Source organism: Renibacterium salmoninarum ATCC 33209, assembly GCF_000018885.1.
In the GTDB taxonomy this organism is placed as follows: domain Bacteria; phylum Actinomycetota; class Actinomycetes; order Actinomycetales; family Micrococcaceae; genus Renibacterium; species Renibacterium salmoninarum.
Genome location: NC_010168.1, coordinates 561,106 through 583,289 on the forward strand (window position 1 = coordinate 561,106; position 22,184 = coordinate 583,289).

Here is a 22,184-nt window from a genome sequence, read left to right on the forward strand (position 1 = left end):
GTCATTAGATAGTCAGTCACTAGAGCAGTCCTTCCCGGTACAACTTGTCTCGGGGGAACCCGGCAGCGCGATGGTTCGCCGTTCGGTACTGCCAGGTGGCGTCCGAGTGCTTACTCAGTCGATGCCTGGCCAACGCAGTGCCACGATTGGTTTTTGGGTTGGCGTTGGTTCAAGAGATGAAGCAGACGGCCAACACGGTTCGACGCACTTCTTGGAACATTTGCTCTTCAAAGGCACCTCGCGGCGCACCGCCCTTGAAATCGCCTCGGCATTTGACGAGGTTGGTGGCGAGTCCAACGCCGCGACCGCGAAAGAAAGCACCTGCTATTACGCGCGGGTTTTGGATGCTGATCTACCGATGGCTATTGACGTTATTGCAGACATGGTGAGCTCGGCAATTCTGGACGCTGATGAGCTCGAAGCTGAGCGCGATGTCATCCTTGAAGAAATCGCGATGGATGGCGATGACCCCACTGACGTGGCGCACGAGAAGTTCGTTGCAGCTGTCTTAGGCGCGCATCCTTTGGGTAGGACAATTGGCGGCACGCCCGAAGCGATTCTTGCTGTCTCGCGAGAATCCGTACTTCAGCATTACCGTCGCTTCTATCGTTCCGAGGAACTTGTCGTCACGGCCGCTGGTGGGCTTGACCATGAAGCTGTCTGCGCTCAAGTTTTCGCCGCTTTGCAAAATGCTGGCTGGGAATTGGTGCCGGAGGCACTTCCGGTGCCGCGCCGCGCCGTCGTCCCGGCTTCTATCACCGGCCAGCCCGGTCTGCACGTGGTGCCGCGCCAAGTCGAACAGGCCAACATCGTTATGGGCTGCCCCTCCATCGTGGCCACTGATGAACGCCGATCTGTGATGAGTGTGCTCAATGCAGTTCTCGGCGGCGGTATGTCCTCCCGACTGTTCCAAGAGATTCGCGAAAAGCGTGGCTTGGTCTATTCGACGTATTCCTTTGCGTCCTAGTACGCAGATGCCGGCTACTTCGGTATGTATGCTGGCTGCGCACCGCAAAAGGTGCCGCAGGTGAATCGCCCCGGTGTGTCCGGAGGGTTTCTCAGACGATGAGCCTGTCGGCGGCTGCCGTGCTCTGGTAGTGATTGTAGTAGTGGTTTTCTAGCTCTACTGGTGGGATGTCTCCGCAGTACTGGTAGAGCCTTCGGTGGTTGTACCAATCGGCCCATTCAGCGGTGCCGATTTCGACTTCTTCTAGAGTCCGCCAGGGCTTGCCGGGTTTGATCAGCTCGGTCTTATAAAGCCCGTTGATGGTTTCCGCCAAGGCGTTGTCGTAACTATCACCCACAGAACCGATCGAGGGGCGGATACCGGTCTGGGCCAGGCGTTCGGTGAAGGCCAAGGAGGCGTATTGAGCCCCGGCATCGTGATGATGAATCACCCCGGAAATCTCAGCCCCGGCCCGTTCACGACTCCAGATTGCCTGATTAACTGCGTTGAGCACTAGCACGGTGTTCATAGAAGCACTCGCTGACCAGCCCAGGATCCTCCGAGAGTAAGCATCGATCACGAAGGCAACATAGACCCACCCGGACCAGGTCGAAACATAGGTGAAATCATCTACCCATAGCCGATCCGGTGCCGTTGGTGTGAAATCACGGCGGACCAAGTCCTTCGCTCGGGCCGCCTTCGAGTCTTTGATCGTGGTGCGTTTGACCTTGCCACGGACCGCACCCTGTATGCCAAGTAACCCCATGAGCCGTTCTACCGTGCACCTGGCCACCGGCACACCTTCACGGTTCATCGCCAACCAGACTTTCCTGGTGCCGTAAACCCCGTAATTAGCGGCATACACCTTCTGGATCACGGGCTTGAGCACCTCATCACGTTGTTCTCGGTGAGATCGTGTTTTATCCACCCATTCGTAGTACGTGGACGGGGTGGTCTTCACCCCGTCCCAGTAAGCACCTGGCAGATCGACTCGACACCCCACCGCAATCCATTATTCTCGCGGTGACCGGCATGGTCCTTGATGTATTTCACGATCAGTGTTGTGGCGGTCGAGTTCGACCGCGAAAAAAGCTGAAGCACTCCGAAGGATCGCGTTCGCCCGTTTCAGCTCAGCGTTCTCACGCCGTAACCGTTTCAGCTCGGCCGATTCCGTGCTCGTTGTTCCAGTTCTAGTACCAACATCGATCTCGGCTTGCCGGACCCATTTACGCACCGTTTCCGGCACACCCACACCCAAAAGCTGGGCAACTTTTTGCATCGCCGCCCACTCCGAAGACGCACCCTCCATCTCCGCACGATCCTTCAACTCCTGCGGATACCGTGTCGTAGTTTTCCCTGCCATGTCCTGATCCTCTCAAACAAGAAAGTCTCCGGACACACCGGGGCGATTCACGCGCGTGCTGATCTCGGATGTAGCCGCGGGCCTGTTGAATAAGACCTTCAACACTGACGCTGTGAAGAAAGACATGCTGGTCGGAATCGCAAAGATCACCGTCAACACCAAGTAGATTTTCCCAGTAACAATTTCCAGTAACAAAAAGGGTTCGGACCGCCAAGTTGGCGGTCCGAACCCTTTTTGTCTGAGCTAGTTTTAGCCGCCGGCAAACGGTGGCAGCACATCTATGACGTCGGTATTGGCCAGCAGGCTGCCGGTCTGTGCATTCAGTGCGGTCTGGGTCGTCTGATTGGCTTGCAGCTTCAACACCATACCGTTGCGTAAGAACGAACAGCGAGGGAGTAAGACCTCAAGCGCGGGTACAGATGCCGAGGCCGACGTCGGATGTTGACGAGCAAGTAGCGTGCATAACTCAGCTAGCTCGACGCCGTCGGCAATCTCAATGGTCTCCTGCTCAAAGCCGGCAGCCGCGCGCGCCGCAGCAAAGTATCTGATCAACATGCTTTCAGCCGCCGATAGCGCTCATGCTGCGCTCCGACTGCACATAGTCCGCTGAATCAAGCCCTACATGATCCATACCGCGTGCTTTAGGCTTGCCCCACATAGCCTCTTGCCAACGCCGGGCGATGGCGTCGTCGTCCTCCGTGCCCCGCAAGAGGGCCAGCAGATCGGTCTCCTCGCGAGAGAAAAGGCAACTCATTACCTTGCCTTCCGCGGTAATCCGGGTGCGCCGGCAATCCGCGCAAAACGGTTCAGTCACCGAGGCGATGATGCCAACGGTGCCGAGCAATTTTGATTTTCCAGCGAGCCGGACTTCGAATCGTTCTGCTGGTGCACCATCGCGTCGCCGGGGGTCGGGGCTGAGGTCAAACCGATTGCTGAGCAAAGCTCGCATGTGTGCTGCGGTCACCATGCCCTCCCGCGTCCAACCGTGATCGGCGTCCAAAGGCATTTGTTCGATGAAACGTAGTTCAATGCCCCGCGCTAAAGACCAGGCCAGCAGGTCCGGAGCCTCAGCTTCATTGATACCGCGCATCAGCACCGCATTAACTTTCATCGGTGTTAGCTCGGCCAACAAAGCGGCGTCATTCCCGGCTAAGACCTGGTCCAGGAACGGTCGGCGTGTGAGTTGTTGAAAAGTGCCTGGATGCAGTGAATCTAAGGAAACGTTGATCCGACTCAGGCCCGCAGCCTTCAGCGAGGCGGCCTTCTTTGCTAGCCCCACAGCATTGGTGGTCATGGAAATTGGCAGTTCAGGGTGATCTGCTCGAATGGCAGCAATAATCTCCACTAAGTCCGCCCGAACCAAAGGCTCTCCGCCGGTGAGCCGCAGCTCGCGCACACCCAGCTGCTCGACGCCGATGCGCACGAGCCGGGCAATTTCGACGCCGGTGAGCACTTGGTTTTTTGGCAACCAATTGAGTCCCTCAGCTGGCATGCAATAGCTGCAGCGCAGATTGCATTTGTCCGTCAGTGAGATCCTTAGATCAGTGGCCCTGCGGCCAAACCAGTCCAGCAACCCGGCGCTGATCGCCGCGGGCGCATCCGCCGGGCGGGCGATGGCGGTCGGGGAGCTGGTCGAGGACATGTATCTACGCTACGCCACAGCGAGGGTTTCGCGGCAAGGAAAGCTTACGAGTCCAAGACATTCCAGCCGATTCGCACGATGGGTACTGGGCAGAGTCCGAGCGAGCGCATAAGGTCAAGTCATGACTTATCGCGCACGTACTGCCACTGTTGGCCTGATCGCGGCCGTTGCCATTCCGGCACTTGCTGCTTGCTCGGCTCCCGCTCCCGCCGGATCGAGCCAGGCATCGGGCTCGAGCGCCGCCGCGACCGGCCAAATTACCGTTTTCGCGGCAGCCTCATTGACCGATGTCATGAAAACTTTGACCGATAAATATCATCAAGAAACCCCTGGCGTGCAGTTCACCTTGAGTTACGCGGCAAGTTCACAATTGGTTCCACAGCTGACTTCTGGTGCTTCCGCTGATGTTTTAGTCACCGCTGACGAAGCATCCATTGCGGCAATCCCGCAAAATACCATCCTGGCTCCAGGGACGACCATTATTGCGAGCAATGAAATTGCCTTGGCCGTGGCTCCCGGTAATCCGGGCAAGATCGGTTCGCTCGAAGACGCCAGTAAGGACAGCAAGATTGCGGTTTGTGCTCCAGCGGTTCCTTGTGGACGGGCAGCTCAGCGCGTGCTGGATGCGGCTAAATTGTCCCTGAACGGACCAAGCCAGGAAAACGCTGTGCGTGCCGTCCTGACTAAAGCCTCGGCAGGCCAAGTCGACGCCGGATTTGTTTACAGTACTGATGTAAAAGCTGCCGCGAGTCAGGGTCTGACAAGCGTGAAGCTCAATGACCCCTCGCCGAACAAATATCCGATGGCCTTGACCACTGCAGCTGCTAAGAAGCCAGAGGTTTTGGGTTTCAAGACCTGGCTGGCTGGACCAGAAGCCGCCGGAATCTTGGCCGACGCCGGGTTCGGACCGGGCAGTGCAAGTACCGCGAGCGGTACCGCCTCCGGCAAGTAATGCGTCAGTTCGTCTCCTCAACGGTGCCCCGGTGGCTCTGGGCCCCGGTGGGCATCGGCCTCTTTTTATTGGCCGGACCGTTGGTCGCTCTTGTTGTGCGGGCGCCATGGTCAGACCTGCCATCGCTGCTGACTAGCCCCGAGGCGCTGCAGTCCCTGAGCTTGTCTTTGCTCACTTCCGCGGCGTCTACCCTGGTTTGCCTACTCTTGGGTACGCCATTGGCCGTGGTGTTGAGCAAGGTGAGGGCCTGGTGGATTGGACCCGCCAGAGGTCTTTTGCTTATTCCGTTGGTTTTGTCGCCGGTGGTCTCGGGCATCGCATTGCTTTATTTTTGGGGTCGCAACGGGCTTTTCGGCTCGGTGCTTAGCCAGTTCGGGATCGACGTCGGATTTAGCCCGTGGGCCGTCATTTTGGTGCAAGTCTTCGTCTCCTTGCCGTTTTTCGTGATCTCAGCGCTGACTAGTCTCAATGCAGTTGATCCGGAGCTGGAAATGGTTGCCGCAACGAGTGGTGCCAATGCCGGGCAAATTCTGCGCCACATTACTGCTCCGCTGGCGATGCCCGGAATTCTGGTTGGCTCGTTATTAGCGTTCGCTAGATCCCTGGGGGAGTACGGGGCAACTATCACTTTTGCTGGTTCGATTGCGGGCCGAACGCGCACCTTGCCGCTGCAAATTGAACTCAGTCTCAACTCCAACCAGCCGCAGGCTGCACTGGGTATTTCGTTGATGTTGATTGCGATCTATTTGATCGTTTTGTTGTTGGCCAGAATCGGCACCAGCACGCTGCTGCCAGCGCCATTGCGGCCGGGACGCTGACGACGCCAGCCCCAGATTCCCAGCAAAAGCACCGATGCAACAAGCAGCGCAACTCTGGCGATCACTAGTGCGCCCGGTAGCGGCGTGGCGAGAAATACCATCGTCAAAGCCAACACCACGATGAATATTCGAATCTCCCACTCAGCAGAATAAACGGCAAAAGTAAGAAGGCGTACCAAACGTAATTGGGACTGACTACCAGCAGAATGACGGAGATCAGCAATGCTTGACCATCCCAAGGCCTGCTCGGGTCAGTACGCCGCCAGATAACAATAGCCAGCGCTAGCAGAATGAGTGCCCCCACCACAACCGCGGTTTTTTGCGGAAAGATCAGCGTGAGTAAGGCAAAACGAGTAGTTTGTTTGTCTGAGTCGTAGCCTTCTTCGTTCAGATATCCCGGTAGGTAGCCCAAGACCGCTAGCCCGGAGAGCAAAACATACGGCACATAAAGCAGCGCAAAAGTGCCTAAAGAGGTAGCTATAAAATGCCAAGGTTTGCGGTAGAGCATGCCAGGGGCCGCTACAACGGGAATCAGTTTCGCCGCAACGGCTGCGCCAAAGGCAACTCCGGAGCTGAGGACCTCGCCCCGAGCTAGGCACACCACCGCGAGCAATAATAAAGCCGAGCCGATTAAATCGACGTGGGCGTTGTTGATGCCTTCGAAAATTAGCAGTGGGCTCCATGCCCACCAGGCAACGCGATCCAGCGGTAGTGTTGAACGTCGAGACAAACGCAGCAATCCCGCGGTTACGCCCAGACCAACCAACAGGCCAGCAAGCTGGAAACCAATAAAGCCTACTTCTGCTGGCAGCGCTAACCGGACCAGGAAGAAATAGATTTCGGCGCTCGGCGGGTAGATAGTGGGCACATTTGGCCGGTTTACCGCGTAGCACTCGCCGGCCGTGCGCTCCGCAATGGCCGGGAAAATGCTTGCATCACAGTCGCCTTTAGCCGTTTCCGGTTGAAACAGCCAAGATGGTCGGAGCGCACTGAGCGCCGGATCAGCGGGCACCCGATCGTACGGAGAGATACCCGCTTTTTGTACGATGCCGTCCCAGGCATAGCGCGCAGAGTCATTACTTGTGGAGGGCGCAGCACTCAGCGCCGCAGCACCCATGAGCAAGGAACCCAGCAAGATCACTACCGTGCCGAGCCGTCGTGCCTTCGGGCTGGCTCCGTCCCGAGGTAGCGCCTTTCGTAGCGCGAAGATTGCCAGGATGAAAACCAACCAACAGGCCATGGTGAGTAGAAGCATTGCGATGCTGGATTGGTCTGAACGGCGCTGCAATCCCGGCACCAACCAGGACCAACGGACCAGATCAACAGTGCACCAAATCATCGCTGAAAGCAGCACGACCAAAGCTACTGAGGCCCACAGCCAGGGCTTTTTGATCGAATGCATGATTACAGCCTGCCGTATCCGGCCCGTTGAACTCTGGCTTTGCGCGGCATCGTTCGGTTTTCGTAATGACTGGACCGGGATTTCTAGCCGCACTGGTGGTCTGATGAATAGATGGACCGGATGACGCGTTTTCTCCAATCACGTATGGAGGGGGTTTCTGCGCGTCTACATTCTCCGGTGCGGTCCACCCGCTTGGTAGTAGTACTTGGACGCCTGTTAGGCCCGGCGTTCTTGATTTGCTTCGGCACCGGAATTTTTTCGCATTATTTACAAGAGCCCGGCGATGCGACATTTTTTCTGACCAGACCAGTTTGGATCTATCAACTGACCCAAGGCATCCACATAACTGTTGGTATTGCCGCGATTCCGCTGCTGTTAGCAAAACTCTGGACGGTCTACCCCGAGTTACTCAAATGGCCGCCGATTAAGAATGTTTGGCACGCACTTGAACGTGCTTCGATCGCCTTATTCGTCTCAGCTTCGCTCATCGAACTGACCATCGGGCTGATTAATACCTATAAGTGGTATCCCTGGCCTTTCCCGTTCCGGCAGACGCATTATTGGCTAGCATGGATCATCGTGGGTTCCTTGGCGCTACATATTGCGGTCAAGCTGCCGCTCATTGTGGAGCACTGGCGTAAACGTCCAGAGCACGCTGGCGCGCCACGGCCGGCGGGGCGATGGTCACGCCGAGGTTTCCTGGCCGCCGTCGGACTCGGTTCCGTAGCTTTAGTGGTGACCACGGCTGGTCAATCCTTTGCTTGGCTGGCGCCATTCAACATCTTTGCGCCTCGCAAGATGGGTACCGGTCCGCAGTCCATTCCAGTGAACAGAACCGCTTCAGAAGCCCGGGTAGAGAAGCTAGCTGCCGATCCGCTCTGGGCTTTGCATATCAATTTCCGCGATCAGCTTGCGGCGTACACGTTGGAGCAGCTTAAAGCCATGCCGCTCAGCGAGCACAACTTGCCCATAGCCTGTGTGGAAGGTTGGAGCCAGTACGCCAACTGGCGGGGCGTGCCCATCCGGAATTTGATCGCGTTGGTCGGGGCGCCCGCTGATTCGCTGCTGAAAATTACCTCACTGGAACCTGACGGCGGTTATCGGATTATGACCATGCCGGCCGCCTATACCGAGGACGAGCAAACCCTGGTCGCCCTCCAGCTCAATGGTGAAACGCTAGATATGGACCACGGTTACCCGGCTCGGATCATTGCCCCTGGCCGTCCTGGGGTTTTGCAGACTAAATGGCTCAAAAGTGTCGAGGTGCTTGGATGAAACGACTGGCAGCTAAGCGAGCAGTAGTGATTAGCCGGACGACGGCGATTCGGTTGGGCTTGGGTGGGATAGGCCTGATGGCGATTGCCGTTGGCATCCTGGGCTTGCCTACTCAGCTGGAGTTCAAACAAATCGTCGGTTTGATCAGTTGGTTTGCGGCAGCGCTGGTACTGCACGATGGTATTTTGGTTCCGCTGAGCTATCTGGTTGGCATGGGATTGCGTCGGTTTAGCTACGGCCTGCGACCGGTTTGCGCAGCGATTATTCGCGCCGCGCTACTGATCGGCGCGGTAGTGACCTTGATTTGCATCCCGTTGTTGAAAGCGCAACAGGTGGCAAGAAACGAATCGGTTCTGGTGGATGACTATGGGCTGAACCTTTTATTGTTCTGGTTGGCACTAGCGGTTGTTACTGCGGCGTCGATCTTGATTTTGGAACGACGTGCCAAAAAGGTGAAGCAATAACGCAACGCTTTTCGTTAGCGGCTCAACACGCTGATTTTGCGACCACCCTGCTCGATACATCGAACTAAGTGCCAGCCAATTTCTGCACCGAGCCGATGTAAAGCGTCGGCACCGAGCCGGGCCCAGTCGAACACTTCGCTGCTCCGCCCGGCTGAATCGATCAGCACGGCCTGGTACTGCGCCACGTTATTCATCACTGGATCGGTCTCGACAAATAGGGTTGCGCCTGGTGCCGCGACTTCAAATAGCCGTTGCAATAGGTTGGCCGGATTGCCGCCAATGCCAATGTTTCCGTCTAATAGCAGCAAGCTGTCGTAACCGCCCTCGCCCGGAACGGTAGCAAAAATGGATTGATGAAAAACCGCGGCACCACGAGATTGTGCCCGGTGGGCCGCTTGGCTGCTCGAGTCGATCCCGTAGGCACGAATCCCTTTTGTCTCGGCGGCAAAAGCATCCGGCCCGGACCGCAACCAATGTCCAAAAGCGAACCTTCAAGGCCTAAGAGCAACGATTGTTCAAAATCGTCGGCTTCCACGAGCCAATCCTGCACGCGGTAATGCACCGCTGGCACCGCGCCTTGCACGTCGAGCACACTGAGTTGGCCGTGGCCATGCCGAAGCGCCAAGGCGTAAGGTTCGCCAGAACCTTGGCCAAATTGTCGCTCGCTTGACGAACCGGATATCGGTTGTGCACTCATCGATTGACTCCTTGGCTATTGGCCATTTCAACGTTCAATGCCTCAACGTAGTTGGCAAATTCGCTACCGGGACATTGGCTCGCCACATACTGGGCGTCGTTGAAATAATCCACATCACGCAACGCCGGCAGCGTACCTACGGTTAGCCCGGCCGCTTCGAGTCGAGCGAGCTGCACCCGCCCGGTATCCGCGCTGGACATTGGTACGCCCAGGATGAGTTCCGGATCCGGAGTTGCCAGCGCTAGGGCCCAGAACCCGCCGTCATCTGCGGGGCCAAACCAAGCGTCATATTCGGCGGAATCACCGGACCAATCAGAAAGCAGCGGCTGCAACGCAGCGGCGTCGAGCTGCGGGGTGTCCATGCCCACAATCAACAGCGGGCCAGTGACCGCGGAGCAGATTGCCGCCAGGCGCGCATCTAAGCCGCCCGAACCTTGCGGGACTACGGTGAAGCCTTCTCGATCAACCGAGGTCGGGGTGCCGTCAAAAATTAATAGTCGCTGCTGAGCTGGAAGCTTTCGCACAGTTCGCAATGTTTGGCTCAGGCTACTTTGCGCTAGCGCAGCTCCTTGAGCTGGTTCAAGCGGGGGAGTTAGCCTAGTTTTGACGTTTCCCGGCAAGCATTCTTTGGCAATTACCGTGATGCTCAGCTGGTTCACTCGGCTTGGCTGGCTCATGAGTACGCTCGCAAGTGCCGTGACATGTCCCATACTGCGTTGAACGTGCCTCGTACCGTACCGGTGACCTTGGACTTGCCTTCGCGTGGTCGGTAGGGCGTGGGTTGTTCGATGATTTTCAAACCGGCTCGATGCGCAGAGAGCACCATTTCCAAAGGGTAGCCGCTACATCGGTCTTGAAGATTCAAATCGAGGAGATCTTGTCTGTTTGCCAGCCGTAGCGGGCCCATATCACTGAGCCGGTACCCGGTTTTTGATCTAATCTGTTGGGCCAAGAACTTATTGGCAAGCCGGGCATGCAAAGGCCAAGCGCCACGTTCTGGTTTGCGTGCGCCAATCACCATATCGGCAGCGCCAGATGCCAATAGCGTGCGAAAGCCGTCCAGAAGTCCTGGATCGAGTGAAGCATCTGCATCACAAAAGGCAACCAGCGGAGCCGTTGCAGCCAAAAGACCCGCATGTGCGGCACTGCCGAAGCCGCGTCGCGGTTCGTGCACCACGAGTGCGCCAGCCGCGGCAGCGATTTCAGCTGAGCCGTCAGTACTGCCGTTATCGACCACGATGGCGCGGGAATTCTTGGGCAGAGCCGCTAGCACGATGGGCAATGCTGCCGCTTCGTCCAGACAAGGAAAAACGATATCGATCTGCTTCACTCTTCGACCGTAGATTCTCAGCCACCTTGCGCGCCCCCGTAATTCATTACGGCACCAGGACAGTTACCCTACTAGGCCCTTGTTGGCCTTCCTAAAGCGGCTCAGATACCTATGCTGGAAGAGTGAATATGCCGCAGGGGCCGGCCACCCCGGAAGTGGGCAACCGAAAGATCCTTCTTGTCGAGGACGAGGAGTTGATCGCTCAAGTCGTGCGCGACTATCTTGTCAAAGCTGGTTACCAAGTTGAACTAGCTAATGATGGCTTCACTGCTTTGCACTTGGCTTCCGCATCAAACCCGGACCTCATCATCTTGGATCGGATGCTGCCGGGACTAGACGGTGCAGAGGTTTGCCGTCGGATCAGACAGACCATGAGTATGCCGATTATTCTGCTTACCGCCCTTGGCACCGAAGACGATCGTATTCTGGGCTTGGAAATGGGTGCCGATGATTACGTGACAAAGCCGGTTTCGCCGCGTGAACTGGTCTTGAGAGTCAATTCAGTGCTTCGGCGCAGTGTCAAAGAATTCACTCCGGAGCCTGTCGTCGAATTGGCCGGATTTGTGCTTAACCCGGCTTCGCGGGTAGTGAGTTTGAATGGCGTTGACCTTGCTTTGACGGCGCGCGAGTTTGATTTACTGGCGTTTTTCTTACGCCGGCCCAACCAGGTGTTTAGCCGGGAGGATCTTATCCGGGCCGTCTGGGGTTGGGACTTTGGCGATTTATCTACGGTGACCGTGCACGTACGTCGTTTGCGGGAAAAGATTGAGCAAAACCCTACGCAGCCGCTGCTTTTGCACACGGTGCGGGGTCTGGGTTACCGCTTCGATGTGCCTGGAGCGGCTTAACGGCCTGGTCGCAGTTCCTGGTAATCCTTTCCTGGGTGCTCGGTTGGGCGGTTGCGATTGGCGCGCTTACCCTGGTCGCACTCCGGTTGCTCAGACGAGCGTCAATCGTGGTGCAAATCTGCCTTGTGGTGGTTGCCACGGTGGCGGTCTTGGTAACGGGCTGAATTCGATGTTTATCTCTGCGAAAGACGTTGAGTTCCTTTGGTACATCCTTGCGGTGGCTGCTGCGGTCGCCCTAGTAGTTGCCTTGGTATTAGGACTGGGCCTTTCGCGTTACACCTCCGGGCTGACCAAAGCAGCGCACAACATTGGCTTGGGGCAAACCGTGGCACCGAAGAAACTTATGAGCTCGGAACTAGCTGGCTTAGCAACTGAACTGCAAGCCACGAGCGAAAAACTTGATGAATCACGACGTCGTGAAGCGGCCATGGAGGAGGCCAGGCGAGAGCTAGTCTCCTGGGTGTCGCATGATTTGCGAACTCCGCTAGCAAGTATGAAAGCGATGACCGAAGCGCTTGAAGACGGCGTGGTCACAGACGTCTCTGGCTACCATCGCAAGATTATTGCGCAAGCTGATCAAATGGCTGTTCTGGTCAATGACTTACTGGAGCTGTCAAAGATTCAATCGGGTTCGCTGACGTTAAATACTGGGCCAATTGACCTTTATGACCTGGTCTCTGACGCTATTGCAGATCTGGCGCCGTTGGCTGCAGCGAAAAGCATCCAGATTGACGGCAAAGCGGTAATCTCCACTGTGGTCAACGCCGATAGCGCACTCATTTGCCGAATGATCCGAAACCTTATTGTGAATGCCATTAGCTACTCGCCCGAACGGTCCGTGATCAGTCTCTCGAGCGGAATGCATGGTGATAGCGTCGAGATTGTCGTGCGCGATCAATGCGGAGGCATCGATCCTGCGGACCTAGACCGGCTGTTCGACATGGGTTGGCGTAAAAGCACCGAACGGTCTAAATCTGCCTTCAGCGGCGCTGGCGTTGGTCTCAGTACAGTCGCAGGAATTGTGGCCGCTCATCACGGCCAAGTGACCGTAGACAATACCGAAGATGGCTGCCGATTCATCGTCCGAATTCCTTATGAGGTGAAAGCATGAGGCGGCAAACTAATCGTTGGGCCTTTTTGAGCGGACTCCTGGCAGTTGGCGTAGCGGTGCTGGTTGGCGAACTCATTGCCGCCTGGCTGAGCCCGTCGATTTCTCCGGTGACCGCAGTTGGCGGTTCGGTCATCGACGCGTTGCCACCCGGGGTCAAAGATTGGGCAATTTCACTCTTTGGCACAGCAGACAAAACAGTTTTCATCTCAGTTATGGCCCTAGCGATTGGTATTTTGGCTGGTCTGGCTGGCGTCCTTGAATCGCGACGTCGATACTGGGGTGTCGTCGGTATTGCCGCGTTCGGGGTTTTGGGCGCAGTCTCTGTTTTGAGCCGCGCGCAGGGCAGCGTGGTAGCCGCGGCAGCACCAGTAGTCGTTGCGGTGCTGGGCATCATTTTATTGCGGGCTTTCATCGATCGCTTAGTTGCCTGGCAAAGCCAGCCAGAAGCCAGCAATGGTGTGCAGCGGAGAGTCTTTTTACGCACGCTCAGCTTCGGGGCTGCCGGTGCGGTCATCGCTGGTTTGGTGACCGGGGTGGTGCGCGGCTCGCTTGCGAGCTACCAAGCGGCGCGAGACAAACTGCGCCTGCCCACACCCAGCCAGGCAGCAGCACCAATTCCGGCCGGTGCGCAACTAGAGCTTGCCGGCCTTGAGCCTTTGGTGACGCCTAACGAGGGGTTTTACCGAATAGACACTGCGTTGTCAGTTCCGGTGATCAATCCGGATAACTGGCAACTTAAAGTCACCGGCATGGTTGACCGAGAAGTGACGATCAGCATGGCGGAATTACTCAGTCAGCCGATGATTGAGCAGTACGTAACTATCGCCTGCGTCTCCAACGAAGTTGGCGGAAACCTGATTGGCAACGCTCGCTGGCTGGGCTGGCCGGTACGAGAGCTGCTTGCCAAGGCAGGAGTCAAAGCAGGGGCGGATATGGTGCTTTCGCGCTCGCAGGACGGCTTTACCGCGAGTACACCCCTGGAAGCGCTCACCGACGATCGCGGTTCGATTATCGCCGTCGGTATGAACAGTGAACTATTGCCCTTGGAACATGGCTTCCCGGCACGCATGATTGTGCCAGGGCTGTACGGCTACGTCTCGGCAACCAAGTGGATCACTGAACTCAAGGTCACAACTTTTGCCGCGGACCTGGCGTATTGGTCCACTCGCGGCTGGTCTGATCATGGTCCGATCAAACAATCGTCGCGGATTGACACGCCGCGTAGCGGTGCTTCGGTGACTTCAGGGGAGCTGGCGATTGGCGGTTCAGCCTGGGCCCAGACTAAGGGAATATCTGCCGTAGAAGTCCAGGTTGACTATGGCGGCTGGCAGCGAGCCGAGCTGGCAGCGGGTATTTCGGCAGATACTTGGGTGCAATGGAAAGCTTCCGTGGCCTTGCCACCAGGCCAGCACACCGTCCAAGTTCGTTCCACCGATGCCGCTGGAAATTTGCAGAGTGCGCAAATTGCGCCGCCCGCGCCGGATGGGTCCAGCGGATATCACTCGATCCGAGTCAGCGCAAAGTAGTTAGCGCAAAGTACTTGGCATGATCAGTCGCGAAGTTCGGCTTGGGCGAATTGCTGCATACCCGCTTCGAAGTCCCACTTTTGCCGCCAACCTAGTTCAGCGCGGATTGATTCGGAGCTAGCGGTAATGTGCCGCACATCGCCTAGCCGGTAATCGCCCGCATGTTCAGGAGCTGGGCCGTCAGAAAGCTGAGCCAAAGTAGCGGCTAGTTCGCCGATCGTGTGCACCGTATCTGAACCAACGTTGTACGCCTGGAAGGCTGCGCCGGGTTGTTGAACTGCTTGGAGCGCAGCAACATTGGCGCTGGCGATATCTTCCACATGAATGAAGCTACGGCGTTGCTGACCATCTTCGAAGACTTTGGGTGCCTCACCGCACGCCAGCGCCGAACGGAAAATGCTGGCGACGCCGGCGTATGGCGTGTTGCGCGGCATTCGTGGCCCATAGACATTCTGATAGCGCAGCGCAAAAGCTCGGCCGCCGACTTCCCTGGCCCAGTTTGAGGCGAGATGTTCTTGGGCAAGCTTGGAGGTTGCGTAGACGTTTCTGGGGCCCAAAAGCGCGTTTTCAGCAACTAGTTCTGGCCGCAGTAGCTCGCCAGTTACCGGGTGCCGGGGGTCGAAGATCCCGTTGCGAAGATCTTCCACGGTTCGCGGGCCGGGGCGCACTAATTCGCCGCGCGAATCAGCGTAGGCACCCTCACCGTAAACGACCATCGAAGAGGCAAGCACCAGTGTGCGTAAGCCCCTTTTGCTCATTGCGGCGAGCAATACGGCCGTTCCGTGCACATTTGCGGCAACATAATCCGGCGCGTCCTGGAAGTTCAGTCCTAAGCCCACTTTCGCCGCTTGATGCGAAACTGCGGTGACGCCGTCGAGCGGAGTTAGCACCGCATGCGGATCGGTTACCGAACCCCGAATGAGTTCTACGCCGTCGGGCAACGAAGGCGTGCTGCGGTGAACGCTGGGGTCTAGCGAATCGAGAATGCGGACTTGCCAACCTTCGGCGAGCGCGGCGTCAATGAGGTGCGAGCCAATGAATCCGGCCCCGCCGGTTACTAGGAGCCGCATGAGGTTCCGTCGAGCACAGAAGCGTCGAGCACTGAAGCGTCGAGCACTGCGGCTACCGCCTCGGGAGCGACGCGCTGTTCGGGGGAGTAGCCTGCGCCCAGTTTGCTAAGAAGCAAGCTCAAAACACTCGAAATTCTTGGTTGCGCGGCGCGTAGCCGTTCAAAGACCAATTGCGCAGTGACGGGCTCGGAGCCATCGTGCCCAGTGTCTGCATCAGTGATGTAGCACAAGGTGGCAAAGCCCAGGTTGAGTTCGGCCGCCAAAATTGGTTCTGTATACTGCGTCATGCTGATCAGTTCACAACCGGCGCTCGCTAACCAAGCTGATTCGGCGGGACTGGAGAATCTGGGACCGTTGATCACGGCAACCACGCCGGTGCTTTGGTGCGGTTCGGCTAGCTCCCGCAGGCTGTCGACCATCAGCCCGCGCAGAGTTTGGCAATAGGCATCTGCCGCTGGGATGTGTTGCACGCCGGCCGAGGTGCTGCCGTCGTAAAAGCTATCTGCGCGCCCCCACGTCCGGTCGAAGAAATCACTCGCTACCGCAAGCTGTCCCGCGGCTGACTGGCGCTCAACGAGCCCACTGCTGCCGAGGAAATGATCGCCTTGACACCGAGCGAGGCTAGGGCCCAGATGTTGGCTCGGTAGTTGATTTGCTGCGGGGGAACTTTGTGCCCGCCGCCATGTCGAGGCAAGAACGCCACCGTCTGGCCGTCTAGCTCTGCGATCGTCACCGGGGCTGAAGTCTGTCCGAAGGGAGTGTCCAGCCGAATCGTTTGCACTGTTCTACTGCCAGGCAGTTGATACATTCCGCTGCCGCCAATGATGCCTACTACGGGCCGGGGCTGTGTTTCGTCAGAGCTAATGTCCATGCCCTCATTGTGCCAACTGTGCCAAGCTGGCATCGAATAGACCGCTTACAAATTGGTGACAACTCGCTGAACGGCCGCGGTTGAGGCACATCGGCTGACAGAATAGCCACTATGAGGACTCGCCAATGAGAAGTGTTGTGCAGCATCAAGAGGCGGTTGCAGAGCTGATGCGGCCAGTTTTTGAACGGCTTGAGTCTGAGGCGGAAGAAGTTGAGCTTGCCGATGCCCGGGGGCGAGTGTTGGCCGCAGATCTGTTCGCGACCATCGATCTACCCGCATTCGATAATTCCCAGATGGATGGCTATGCGGTTCGGTCCGCTGAGGCCGTTAACCCGTTGCCAACGGTTCAGCCCATTCCGGCTGGTAGTGCGCAGACGGTTTTAGCTACCGGCACGGCGGCGGCAATTATGACCGGTGCGATGATTCCAGCCGGCGCCGATGCCGTGGTTCCGATTGAAGCGTGCTTGCCGGATCATTTCGTAGCGGCAGGGGAGCAAGTTAGCTTCGCGGCTGTTCCTCTGGGCCAATTCATCCGCAAAGCTGGCAGCGATATTGCCGCCGGGACCGTTGCTTTGTCTGCCGGAACCAGGTTGAACCCCGCTCAACTGGCGCTGGCTGCGGCGCTCGGTACCGCTTCGGTACGCGTCCGACGTCGGCTAAAAGTCGCCATACTGAGCACCGGTGACGAGCTCATAGCGCCGGGCGAAGCGTTGCGCCCAGGTGCAATTTATGAGGCAAATAGTACTTTGCTGGCAGCCGCGCTCCGCGAGACGGGCGCAATGGCGGTGATTTTGCCGACGGCCTCCGACGACCCGGCTGTTTTGGCACGGACGTTGGCCTCAGTCCAGGACGTGGATCTTTTGATCAGCACCGGCGGAGTGAGTGAGGGCGCGTATGAGGTGGTCAAGCAGACCTTGGCTTCGTCGGCTCAATTCGAGGTGATCGCGATGCAGCCGGGCGGGCCACAGGCAACCGGCATGATTGAGCTGGCCTCCAGCGGCAAGCTGGCTTTTCTGGGGTTCCCTGGAAATCCAGTGTCCACCTTGATTTCTTTTGAAATGTTTTTACGGCCGTTGCTCATGGGTGCGCGTTTGAAAGTCAGTGCGGCGCTGAGCTCAGCTGCTTCGAGCCCGGCGGCGAAGCATCAGATTAGGCGAGCACTCTTTAGCCAGGGAACGGGACTCAACGTTGGCTCTGTGCAGCTTCTAGGCGGTCCAGGTTCACATTTGCTGCACGCAATGGCGCAGGCAAATGCCTTAGTGCACTTCCCGGTAGGGGTAGCCGATGTGTCGGCGGGCGAAGAAGTGGAAGTATGGCTGCTATGACAGAGGACGCAAATTTGGACCCGCTTGCGCAGAATTCCAGACTGACTCATCTCAACGCAGCCGGTGAGGCGCAAATGGTTGATGTCACGGACAAGGCGGAAACACATCGCGAAGCCACCGCACAAGCTGTTTTGAGCACCTCGACCGAGGTGCTCACCTTGATCAGTTCAGGTGGTCTACCCAAGGGCGATGCGCTTGCCGTAGCCCGGTTTGCTGGCATTATGGCAGCCAAGAAGACGCCGGAGCTGATTCCGCTATGCCATCCGTTGCCGTTGACCAAAGCTTTAGTTGACTTTGAACTGCAGCAAAGCCAAGTCCGGATCTTAGCTACCGTGCGCACCAAGGGCGTGACCGGCGTCGAAATGGAAGCCTTAAGTGCGGCAACTATTGCCGCTCTGACGCTGTACGACATGATTAAAGCGGTGGACAAGTCAGCTGAGATCGGCGAAATCAAACTGCTCGCAAAATCTGGTGGCAAAAGCGGCGATTATCGCAACGCAGACTATCAGGTGGGTAGCTCGTGAGCGCGGTTGGCACTGGGCAGAACCTTGCCGGAATTGTGGTTGCTTCGACTCGTGCAGCGAACGGGGTGCGCGCAGATTTGAGTGCGGCAGGAATCACACAGTGGCTTGAAGAGCAGCAGTACGACGTGCTAGAACCGCTGATTGTCGCCGATGGTGAACCGGTACGGGAAGCCATCTTGCAGCTGGTGGGAGCCGGTGCGAAGTTGGTACTCACCACGGGCGGCACCGGGCTGACGCCGGACGATCTCACGCCCGAGATGACGCTGCCGTTACTGGATCGGGAAATCCCCGGAATTATGGAAGCAATCCGTGCTCTGGGGCGGCAAAATACGCCGATGGCGGCGCTCAGCCGCGGTCATGCTGGCGTGATTGACGGAACGTTAGTGGTCAACCTGCCCGGGTCTTCGGGCGGAATCAACGATGGACTGACAGTTTTGCAACCGATCTTGGCGCACGCTGTTGACGAGATTGACGGCAGGAAGGTTGGCCGAGTTCATGGAGACTGAACAGATTGTGTTCGCTGGCTTGGCCGCCGAGCCCATAGCGTTAGCGACTGCGCTCGCCGCGGTGGACGCGCCGGATTGCGGCGCCGTTGTGGGATTTTCTGGCGTGGTACGCGATCACGACGGCGGCAAATCGGTTACCGCGCTGAGCTATTCATCCCATCCTTCAGCAGCACAGGTTTTCGCCGAAGTTGTGCAGCAAATCGCCACGGAATTCCCGGGCACCAGGCTGTGGGCGCAACATCGAACCGGGTCCCTGCAGATTGGTGATCCAGCGCTAGTTTGCGCAGTCGCAGCTGCGCACCGCGGTCAAGCTTTCGCCGCCTGCAGCGCTCTGGTGGACAGGGTAAAAGCCCAGGTGCCGATCTGGAAAGAACAATTTTTCCGCGACGGCAGTGTTAAATGGGTCGGTGCTCAGGAATCGGCCGATTCTGCCGGGACGGCTCCTCGCCAGTAGTCTGGAGAGGTTCAAGGTAGCGGCTATTGAGGATAGAGACTGATCATGACGGATAAGCTGCGCGTCGCAGTCATTGGCGCGAATGGTCGGATGGGTAAAGCCGCAACGGCTGCCATCAATGCTGCGACAGACCTTGAGCTAGTAGCCACGCTGGGCCGCAGCGATTCCTTGGAATCTCTGTTGGCCGCCGGAACTCAAATCGTGGTGGAACTAACCGTTCCGGATTCATCCGAAGCGAACGTACGGTTCGCCGTCGAGCATGGTTTGCATGCCATTGTGGGCACCACTGGTTGGGATGCGGCCCGGCAAGCTGCGCTGCGCGACCTGCTGAACTTACACCAGGACGTTGGCATCTTGATTGCGCCTAACTTTGCTTTGGGCTCGGTATTAGCCAGTCGCTTTGCCGCCCAAGCCGCTAAGTACTTTGATTCAGTGGAAATCATCGAGCTGCATCACCCGCACAAAGTGGATGCACCATCCGGCACCGCAATTCGCACCGCGCAATTGATTGCGGAGGCCCGATCTGGCTTGCCAGCTGCACCGGACGCAACTGAGACGGCGCTCGACGGCGCACGCGGTGCCGTAGTGCAGGGTGTGCCCGTGCACTCGGTCCGGTTGGCCGGCCTGACAGCGCATCAGGAAGTATTGCTTGGCTCTGCCGGGGAACAGCTGACTTTCCGGCACGACTCTTTTGGCAAAGACTCCTTTATGCCCGGAATTCTGTTGGGAATTCGACAGGTAGCTCAGCACCCTGGGCTGAGCTACGGCTTGGATAGCTATTTGGAGCTGGGCTGATGCGTACCAAGATTTGGGTGGCGGCCATCTGCCTGCTGCTTGTTTTTTATTTAGTGGTGCTGGTCCAGCGTTCAATTTTGCTCATTGGCGATTCAAACTGGATAGCAAAGACACTCGGGTTCGCCTTGATTCTGTTGCCGCCGGTTGGTGCCTGGGCGATGGTGCGCGAATTGCTGTTTGGCAGCAGGATGGAAAAGCTCGCTGGGATCTTGGCAGCTGAAGGGGGCTTACCGGTTGACGATCTGCCGCGCACCCCTGGCGGTCGAAGAGTTCGAGAAGTCGCCGACGCCGAGTTCGTCAAGTATCAGCAGGAAGCTGAACGTTCGCCCGATGATTGGCGCTCCTGGTTCCGGTTGTCATGTGCTTATGACGCTGCCGGCGACCGAAAACGGGCTCGCTCCTCAATGCGGGACGCTATCGCAATGTTCCGGAGCCATGCGGGCTGAATTATTGAATCCGGTTGATGGTGTGCCAATCGCCTGGGAATCGGTAGGGGACGAGCACGCTGAAGCGGTGCTGTTTGTACACGGCAGCGCGCTATCGAAGGCAATTTGGCGGGGCATGGGTTATGTCAAAGCGCTCGCGCCAAAGTATCGGGTCATCACGATGGACATGCGCGGTCATGGTCGCAGTGGTAAACCGCATGATCCGCGATCGTATCGGATGGACACAGTTGTCAGCGACGTTCTAGCAGTGTTGGATGCCGCCCAAATCGCCCAGACCCATTACGTGGGCTATTCATTTGGTGCCCGGGCTGGCTTCGCCTTGGGCGTCACCGCGCCGGAGCGAATGAGTTCTTTTGTCTCCTTGGCAGGCAGCTTTCGGATCAGCGAGGGATCCATCGCTCAACTATTTTTTGCTGACTATGACCGAGCACTTGCCAGCGGGGGTATGGACGCCTTTATCGCGGGTTGGGAAGCCCAGATTGGGCACCGGGTCGACCCGGTGACTCGGTTGGCGTTCCGGCAAAATGATCCACTCGCGCTTCGAGCATATTTTGCTCAAACCGAAGCTGGCGAGGCGGTCTCCGAAGCGCAGTTGCACGCCTTCAAAGCGCCAACCTTGCTGATGGCCGGTTCGCTGGACAGCAGCAGGTTAGTCGATTCACGGCTCGCCGCTCAGCTTATGCCGCAGGCTTCATTAGTAGAATTGCCTGGCCGAGACCACTGCGATACTTTAGTACCAGCTGCCGACGTGCTTGCCGCCGTCGTACCCTTTATTGACTCGCATTCGCTCACTCAATTGGCGCAATCCCCAACTCTTTGAGCAAAACAGGCACGAGGAATTTCGCGGTTCGGCGATAGCCGGTGCCAGAAGGGTGGAATCGATCGACGGCGAACATTTCTTCCGGATGATCGCGGAACAGTGGGCCCACGAGTCTGCCCAGCATGACGTACTTGACGCCAGCACGCCGCGCCACTTGAGCTTGAGCGGCAGCCATCCGTTTGGACGCGACCTGCACCACTGACCGTAGCGGCTGGGGCGCCGGTCGCAAGGTGCCAAGGTCTGGGCAAGTTCCCACGACGACTTTTGCGCCAAGTGCCTGCAACTTGGCAATAGTCTCGCTCAAATGCGGGGTAGCTTGCGCGGGGCTGATCATATGCGTCACATCATTGCCGCCCACCACCGCGACGGCTAAGTCTGGCCGGTAAGTTTTCGGTAGTGACGTCAGCTGGTCGTGCAGAGCGCTGGACTCGCTGCCGACCACCGCGGCGGTGCGTAGACTTACCGCCCGGCCAGACTGCTTTGCCAGACCCCGCGCAATTCGGGCACCCAAAGTGTCTTTAGACCGTTCAGCTCCCAGCCCGGCGGCGATTGAATCACCCAGCACCAGCAATTTCACCGGATTGCAAAGTTTCTTTTTATAGGTTTTGTCCGCATCGAGCGCGATCTCGCCAAGCGGTTTGCCAATCCTGCGTCTGGCAAGGCGGCCCTGAGCTTTGAAGAGGTAGGCGGCTGCTGCCGCGGTGACGGTTGCTGAGCCAGCGACGACCACAATTCCGATCCTCAAGGTACGGCCCACCTGAGGCTGTCCGATGGACGCCCCCGGCGGTACTTGTGGTTTGGTGGAGCTCACGGTGTCAGTGTAGCGGGCTTTCATTTGTCTCTGTTGTGGTTTCTGGATAGCAGCTGCTAATTCCGCGCTAGCTATTGCCTAGTGGCCCGCAAAGGGCGTAGAAGTTGAGTCGGTTGAATCTGTGAAGCATCCGCAAGGAGAAACGCCAGTGCCGAAACGAATCTCGACGGGCTACGCGTCCGCCGCAG

General features: G+C 57.7%; 23 protein-coding genes and 3 pseudogenes. 15 read left to right on the plus strand and 11 right to left on the minus strand.

Annotation, left to right across the window (positions count from 1 at the left end; all coding sequences use genetic code 11):
- Positions 1-70: 70 nt before the first annotated feature.
- Positions 71-1,030, plus strand: a pseudogene (locus RSAL33209_RS02850) (M16 family metallopeptidase); the annotation flags it as partial.
- A gap of 28 nt (positions 1,031-1,058) precedes the next feature.
- On the opposite strand, the pseudogene RSAL33209_RS02855 reads toward RSAL33209_RS02850, so the two are convergent.
- From RSAL33209_RS02855 to moaA, 3 genes and pseudogenes are all read right to left on the minus strand, one after another.
- Positions 1,059-2,309, minus strand: a pseudogene (locus RSAL33209_RS02855) (IS3 family transposase).
- A 249-nt stretch (positions 2,310-2,558) separates the two neighbouring features.
- Positions 2,559-2,864 carry a MoaD/ThiS family protein gene (locus tag RSAL33209_RS02865; RefSeq protein WP_012244123.1) on the minus strand — a complete coding sequence of 102 codons (306 nt, stop codon included), beginning with the start codon at positions 2,862-2,864 and terminating at the stop codon, positions 2,559-2,561.
- A gap of 4 nt (positions 2,865-2,868) precedes the next feature.
- Positions 2,869-3,951, minus strand: a complete 1,083-nt coding sequence (gene moaA, locus RSAL33209_RS02870) for a GTP 3',8-cyclase MoaA (RefSeq protein WP_012244124.1) — start codon at positions 3,949-3,951, stop codon at positions 2,869-2,871.
- Between the two features lie 121 nt (positions 3,952-4,072).
- On the opposite strand from moaA, the gene modA reads away from it, so the two are divergent.
- The gene (gene modA, locus RSAL33209_RS02875) at positions 4,073-4,903 is read left to right on the plus strand and encodes a molybdate ABC transporter substrate-binding protein (RefSeq protein WP_012244125.1); all 831 of its coding nucleotides are present in this window, start codon (positions 4,073-4,075) and stop codon (positions 4,901-4,903) included.
- The gene (locus RSAL33209_RS02880) at positions 4,903-5,721 is read left to right on the plus strand and encodes an ABC transporter permease (RefSeq protein WP_012244126.1); all 819 of its coding nucleotides are present in this window, start codon (positions 4,903-4,905) and stop codon (positions 5,719-5,721) included. Before modA ends, RSAL33209_RS02880 begins: the two co-directional genes overlap by 1 nt.
- A 103-nt stretch (positions 5,722-5,824) precedes the next feature.
- On the opposite strand, the gene RSAL33209_RS02885 is transcribed toward RSAL33209_RS02880, so the two are convergent.
- Complete coding sequence (locus tag RSAL33209_RS02885) at positions 5,825-7,123, minus strand: glycosyltransferase 87 family protein (protein WP_145962032.1); 1,299 nt, start codon at positions 7,121-7,123, stop codon at positions 5,825-5,827.
- A 177-nt stretch (positions 7,124-7,300) separates the two neighbouring features.
- On the opposite strand from RSAL33209_RS02885, the gene RSAL33209_RS02890 reads away from it, so the two are divergent.
- Both RSAL33209_RS02890 and RSAL33209_RS02895 read left to right on the plus strand, forming a co-directional pair.
- Positions 7,301-8,398 (plus strand): molybdopterin-dependent oxidoreductase, encoded by a 1,098-nt coding sequence (locus RSAL33209_RS02890; protein ID WP_233494259.1) that lies wholly within the window; start codon positions 7,301-7,303, stop codon positions 8,396-8,398.
- Positions 8,395-8,862, plus strand: a complete 468-nt coding sequence (locus RSAL33209_RS02895) for a hypothetical protein (RefSeq protein ID WP_012244129.1) — start codon at positions 8,395-8,397, stop codon at positions 8,860-8,862. Before RSAL33209_RS02890 ends, RSAL33209_RS02895 begins: the two co-directional genes overlap by 4 nt.
- Positions 8,863-8,876: 14 nt before the next feature.
- On the opposite strand, the gene RSAL33209_RS15860 is transcribed toward RSAL33209_RS02895, so the two are convergent.
- From RSAL33209_RS15860 to RSAL33209_RS02910, 4 genes are read right to left on the minus strand one after another with little or no spacing between them, the layout of a single operon-like run.
- Positions 8,877-9,170 (minus strand): hypothetical protein, encoded by a 294-nt coding sequence (locus tag RSAL33209_RS15860; RefSeq protein WP_049758794.1) that lies wholly within the window; start codon positions 9,168-9,170, stop codon positions 8,877-8,879.
- A complete protein-coding gene (locus RSAL33209_RS15865) occupies positions 9,158-9,559 on the minus strand; it encodes a hypothetical protein (protein ID WP_049758795.1) in 402 nt (133 codons plus the stop codon). Before RSAL33209_RS15865 ends, RSAL33209_RS15860 begins: the two co-directional genes overlap by 13 nt.
- Positions 9,556-10,236, minus strand: coding sequence for a TIGR04282 family arsenosugar biosynthesis glycosyltransferase (locus RSAL33209_RS02905; RefSeq protein WP_012244131.1), 681 nt, complete (start codon positions 10,234-10,236; stop codon positions 9,556-9,558). Before RSAL33209_RS02905 ends, RSAL33209_RS15865 begins: the two co-directional genes overlap by 4 nt.
- Positions 10,233-10,889 carry a glycosyltransferase family 2 protein gene (locus RSAL33209_RS02910; protein WP_012244132.1) on the minus strand — a complete coding sequence of 219 codons (657 nt, stop codon included), beginning with the start codon at positions 10,887-10,889 and terminating at the stop codon, positions 10,233-10,235. The genes RSAL33209_RS02905 and RSAL33209_RS02910 overlap by 4 nt, the downstream gene beginning before the upstream one ends.
- A gap of 128 nt (positions 10,890-11,017) precedes the next feature.
- Between RSAL33209_RS02910 and RSAL33209_RS02915 the strand changes: the two genes are divergently transcribed.
- Genes RSAL33209_RS02915 through RSAL33209_RS02925 form a run of 3 tightly spaced genes read left to right on the plus strand, consistent with a single transcriptional unit; the run spans position 11,018 to position 14,374 of the window.
- Positions 11,018-11,737 (plus strand): response regulator transcription factor, encoded by a 720-nt coding sequence (locus RSAL33209_RS02915; RefSeq protein ID WP_041684353.1) that lies wholly within the window; start codon positions 11,018-11,020, stop codon positions 11,735-11,737.
- Entirely contained in the window at positions 11,718-12,848 is a 1,131-nt protein-coding gene (locus tag RSAL33209_RS02920) for a sensor histidine kinase (protein WP_012244134.1), read from the plus strand. The genes RSAL33209_RS02915 and RSAL33209_RS02920 overlap by 20 nt, the downstream gene beginning before the upstream one ends.
- The gene (locus RSAL33209_RS02925; protein WP_012244135.1) at positions 12,845-14,374 is read left to right on the plus strand and encodes a molybdopterin-dependent oxidoreductase; all 1,530 of its coding nucleotides are present in this window, start codon (positions 12,845-12,847) and stop codon (positions 14,372-14,374) included. The genes RSAL33209_RS02920 and RSAL33209_RS02925 overlap by 4 nt, the downstream gene beginning before the upstream one ends.
- A gap of 23 nt (positions 14,375-14,397) precedes the next feature.
- Here RSAL33209_RS02925 and RSAL33209_RS02930 read toward each other — a convergent pair whose 3' ends face one another.
- Both RSAL33209_RS02930 and RSAL33209_RS15870 read right to left on the minus strand, forming a co-directional pair.
- Positions 14,398-15,444, minus strand: coding sequence for an NAD-dependent epimerase/dehydratase family protein (locus tag RSAL33209_RS02930; RefSeq protein ID WP_012244136.1), 1,047 nt, complete (start codon positions 15,442-15,444; stop codon positions 14,398-14,400).
- Positions 15,432-16,348: pseudogene (locus RSAL33209_RS15870) on the minus strand (MTAP family purine nucleoside phosphorylase). The gene RSAL33209_RS02930 and the pseudogene RSAL33209_RS15870 overlap by 13 nt, the downstream one beginning before the upstream one ends.
- A 92-nt stretch (positions 16,349-16,440) precedes the next feature.
- Here RSAL33209_RS15870 and RSAL33209_RS02940 point away from each other — a divergent pair.
- Genes RSAL33209_RS02940 through RSAL33209_RS02970 form a run of 7 tightly spaced genes read left to right on the plus strand, consistent with a single transcriptional unit; the run spans position 16,441 to position 21,185 of the window.
- Positions 16,441-17,640: a molybdopterin molybdotransferase MoeA gene (locus RSAL33209_RS02940; protein ID WP_012244139.1), complete on the plus strand. Its 1,200-nt coding sequence runs from the start codon at positions 16,441-16,443 to the stop codon at positions 17,638-17,640.
- Complete coding sequence (moaC, locus tag RSAL33209_RS02945) at positions 17,628-18,164, plus strand: cyclic pyranopterin monophosphate synthase MoaC (RefSeq protein ID WP_012244140.1); 537 nt, start codon at positions 17,628-17,630, stop codon at positions 18,162-18,164. Before RSAL33209_RS02940 ends, moaC begins: the two co-directional genes overlap by 13 nt.
- On the plus strand, positions 18,161-18,670 hold the full coding sequence (locus RSAL33209_RS02950) for a MogA/MoaB family molybdenum cofactor biosynthesis protein (RefSeq protein WP_012244141.1): 510 nt from the start codon (positions 18,161-18,163) through the stop codon (positions 18,668-18,670). The genes moaC and RSAL33209_RS02950 overlap by 4 nt, the downstream gene beginning before the upstream one ends.
- The gene (locus tag RSAL33209_RS02955; RefSeq protein WP_012244142.1) at positions 18,660-19,124 is read left to right on the plus strand and encodes a molybdenum cofactor biosynthesis protein MoaE; all 465 of its coding nucleotides are present in this window, start codon (positions 18,660-18,662) and stop codon (positions 19,122-19,124) included. Before RSAL33209_RS02950 ends, RSAL33209_RS02955 begins: the two co-directional genes overlap by 11 nt.
- Positions 19,125-19,169: 45 nt before the next feature.
- Complete coding sequence (gene dapB, locus RSAL33209_RS02960; RefSeq protein WP_012244143.1) at positions 19,170-19,919, plus strand: 4-hydroxy-tetrahydrodipicolinate reductase; 750 nt, start codon at positions 19,170-19,172, stop codon at positions 19,917-19,919.
- Entirely contained in the window at positions 19,919-20,365 is a 447-nt protein-coding gene (locus RSAL33209_RS02965; RefSeq protein WP_012244144.1) for a hypothetical protein, read from the plus strand. Before dapB ends, RSAL33209_RS02965 begins: the two co-directional genes overlap by 1 nt.
- On the plus strand, positions 20,355-21,185 hold the full coding sequence (locus tag RSAL33209_RS02970) for an alpha/beta fold hydrolase (RefSeq protein ID WP_041684355.1): 831 nt from the start codon (positions 20,355-20,357) through the stop codon (positions 21,183-21,185). Before RSAL33209_RS02965 ends, RSAL33209_RS02970 begins: the two co-directional genes overlap by 11 nt.
- On the opposite strand, the gene RSAL33209_RS02975 is transcribed toward RSAL33209_RS02970, so the two are convergent.
- On the minus strand, positions 21,154-21,996 hold the full coding sequence (locus RSAL33209_RS02975) for an SGNH/GDSL hydrolase family protein (protein WP_233494260.1): 843 nt from the start codon (positions 21,994-21,996) through the stop codon (positions 21,154-21,156). The genes RSAL33209_RS02970 and RSAL33209_RS02975 overlap by 32 nt on opposite strands.
- Positions 21,997-22,184: the final 188 nt, after the last annotated feature.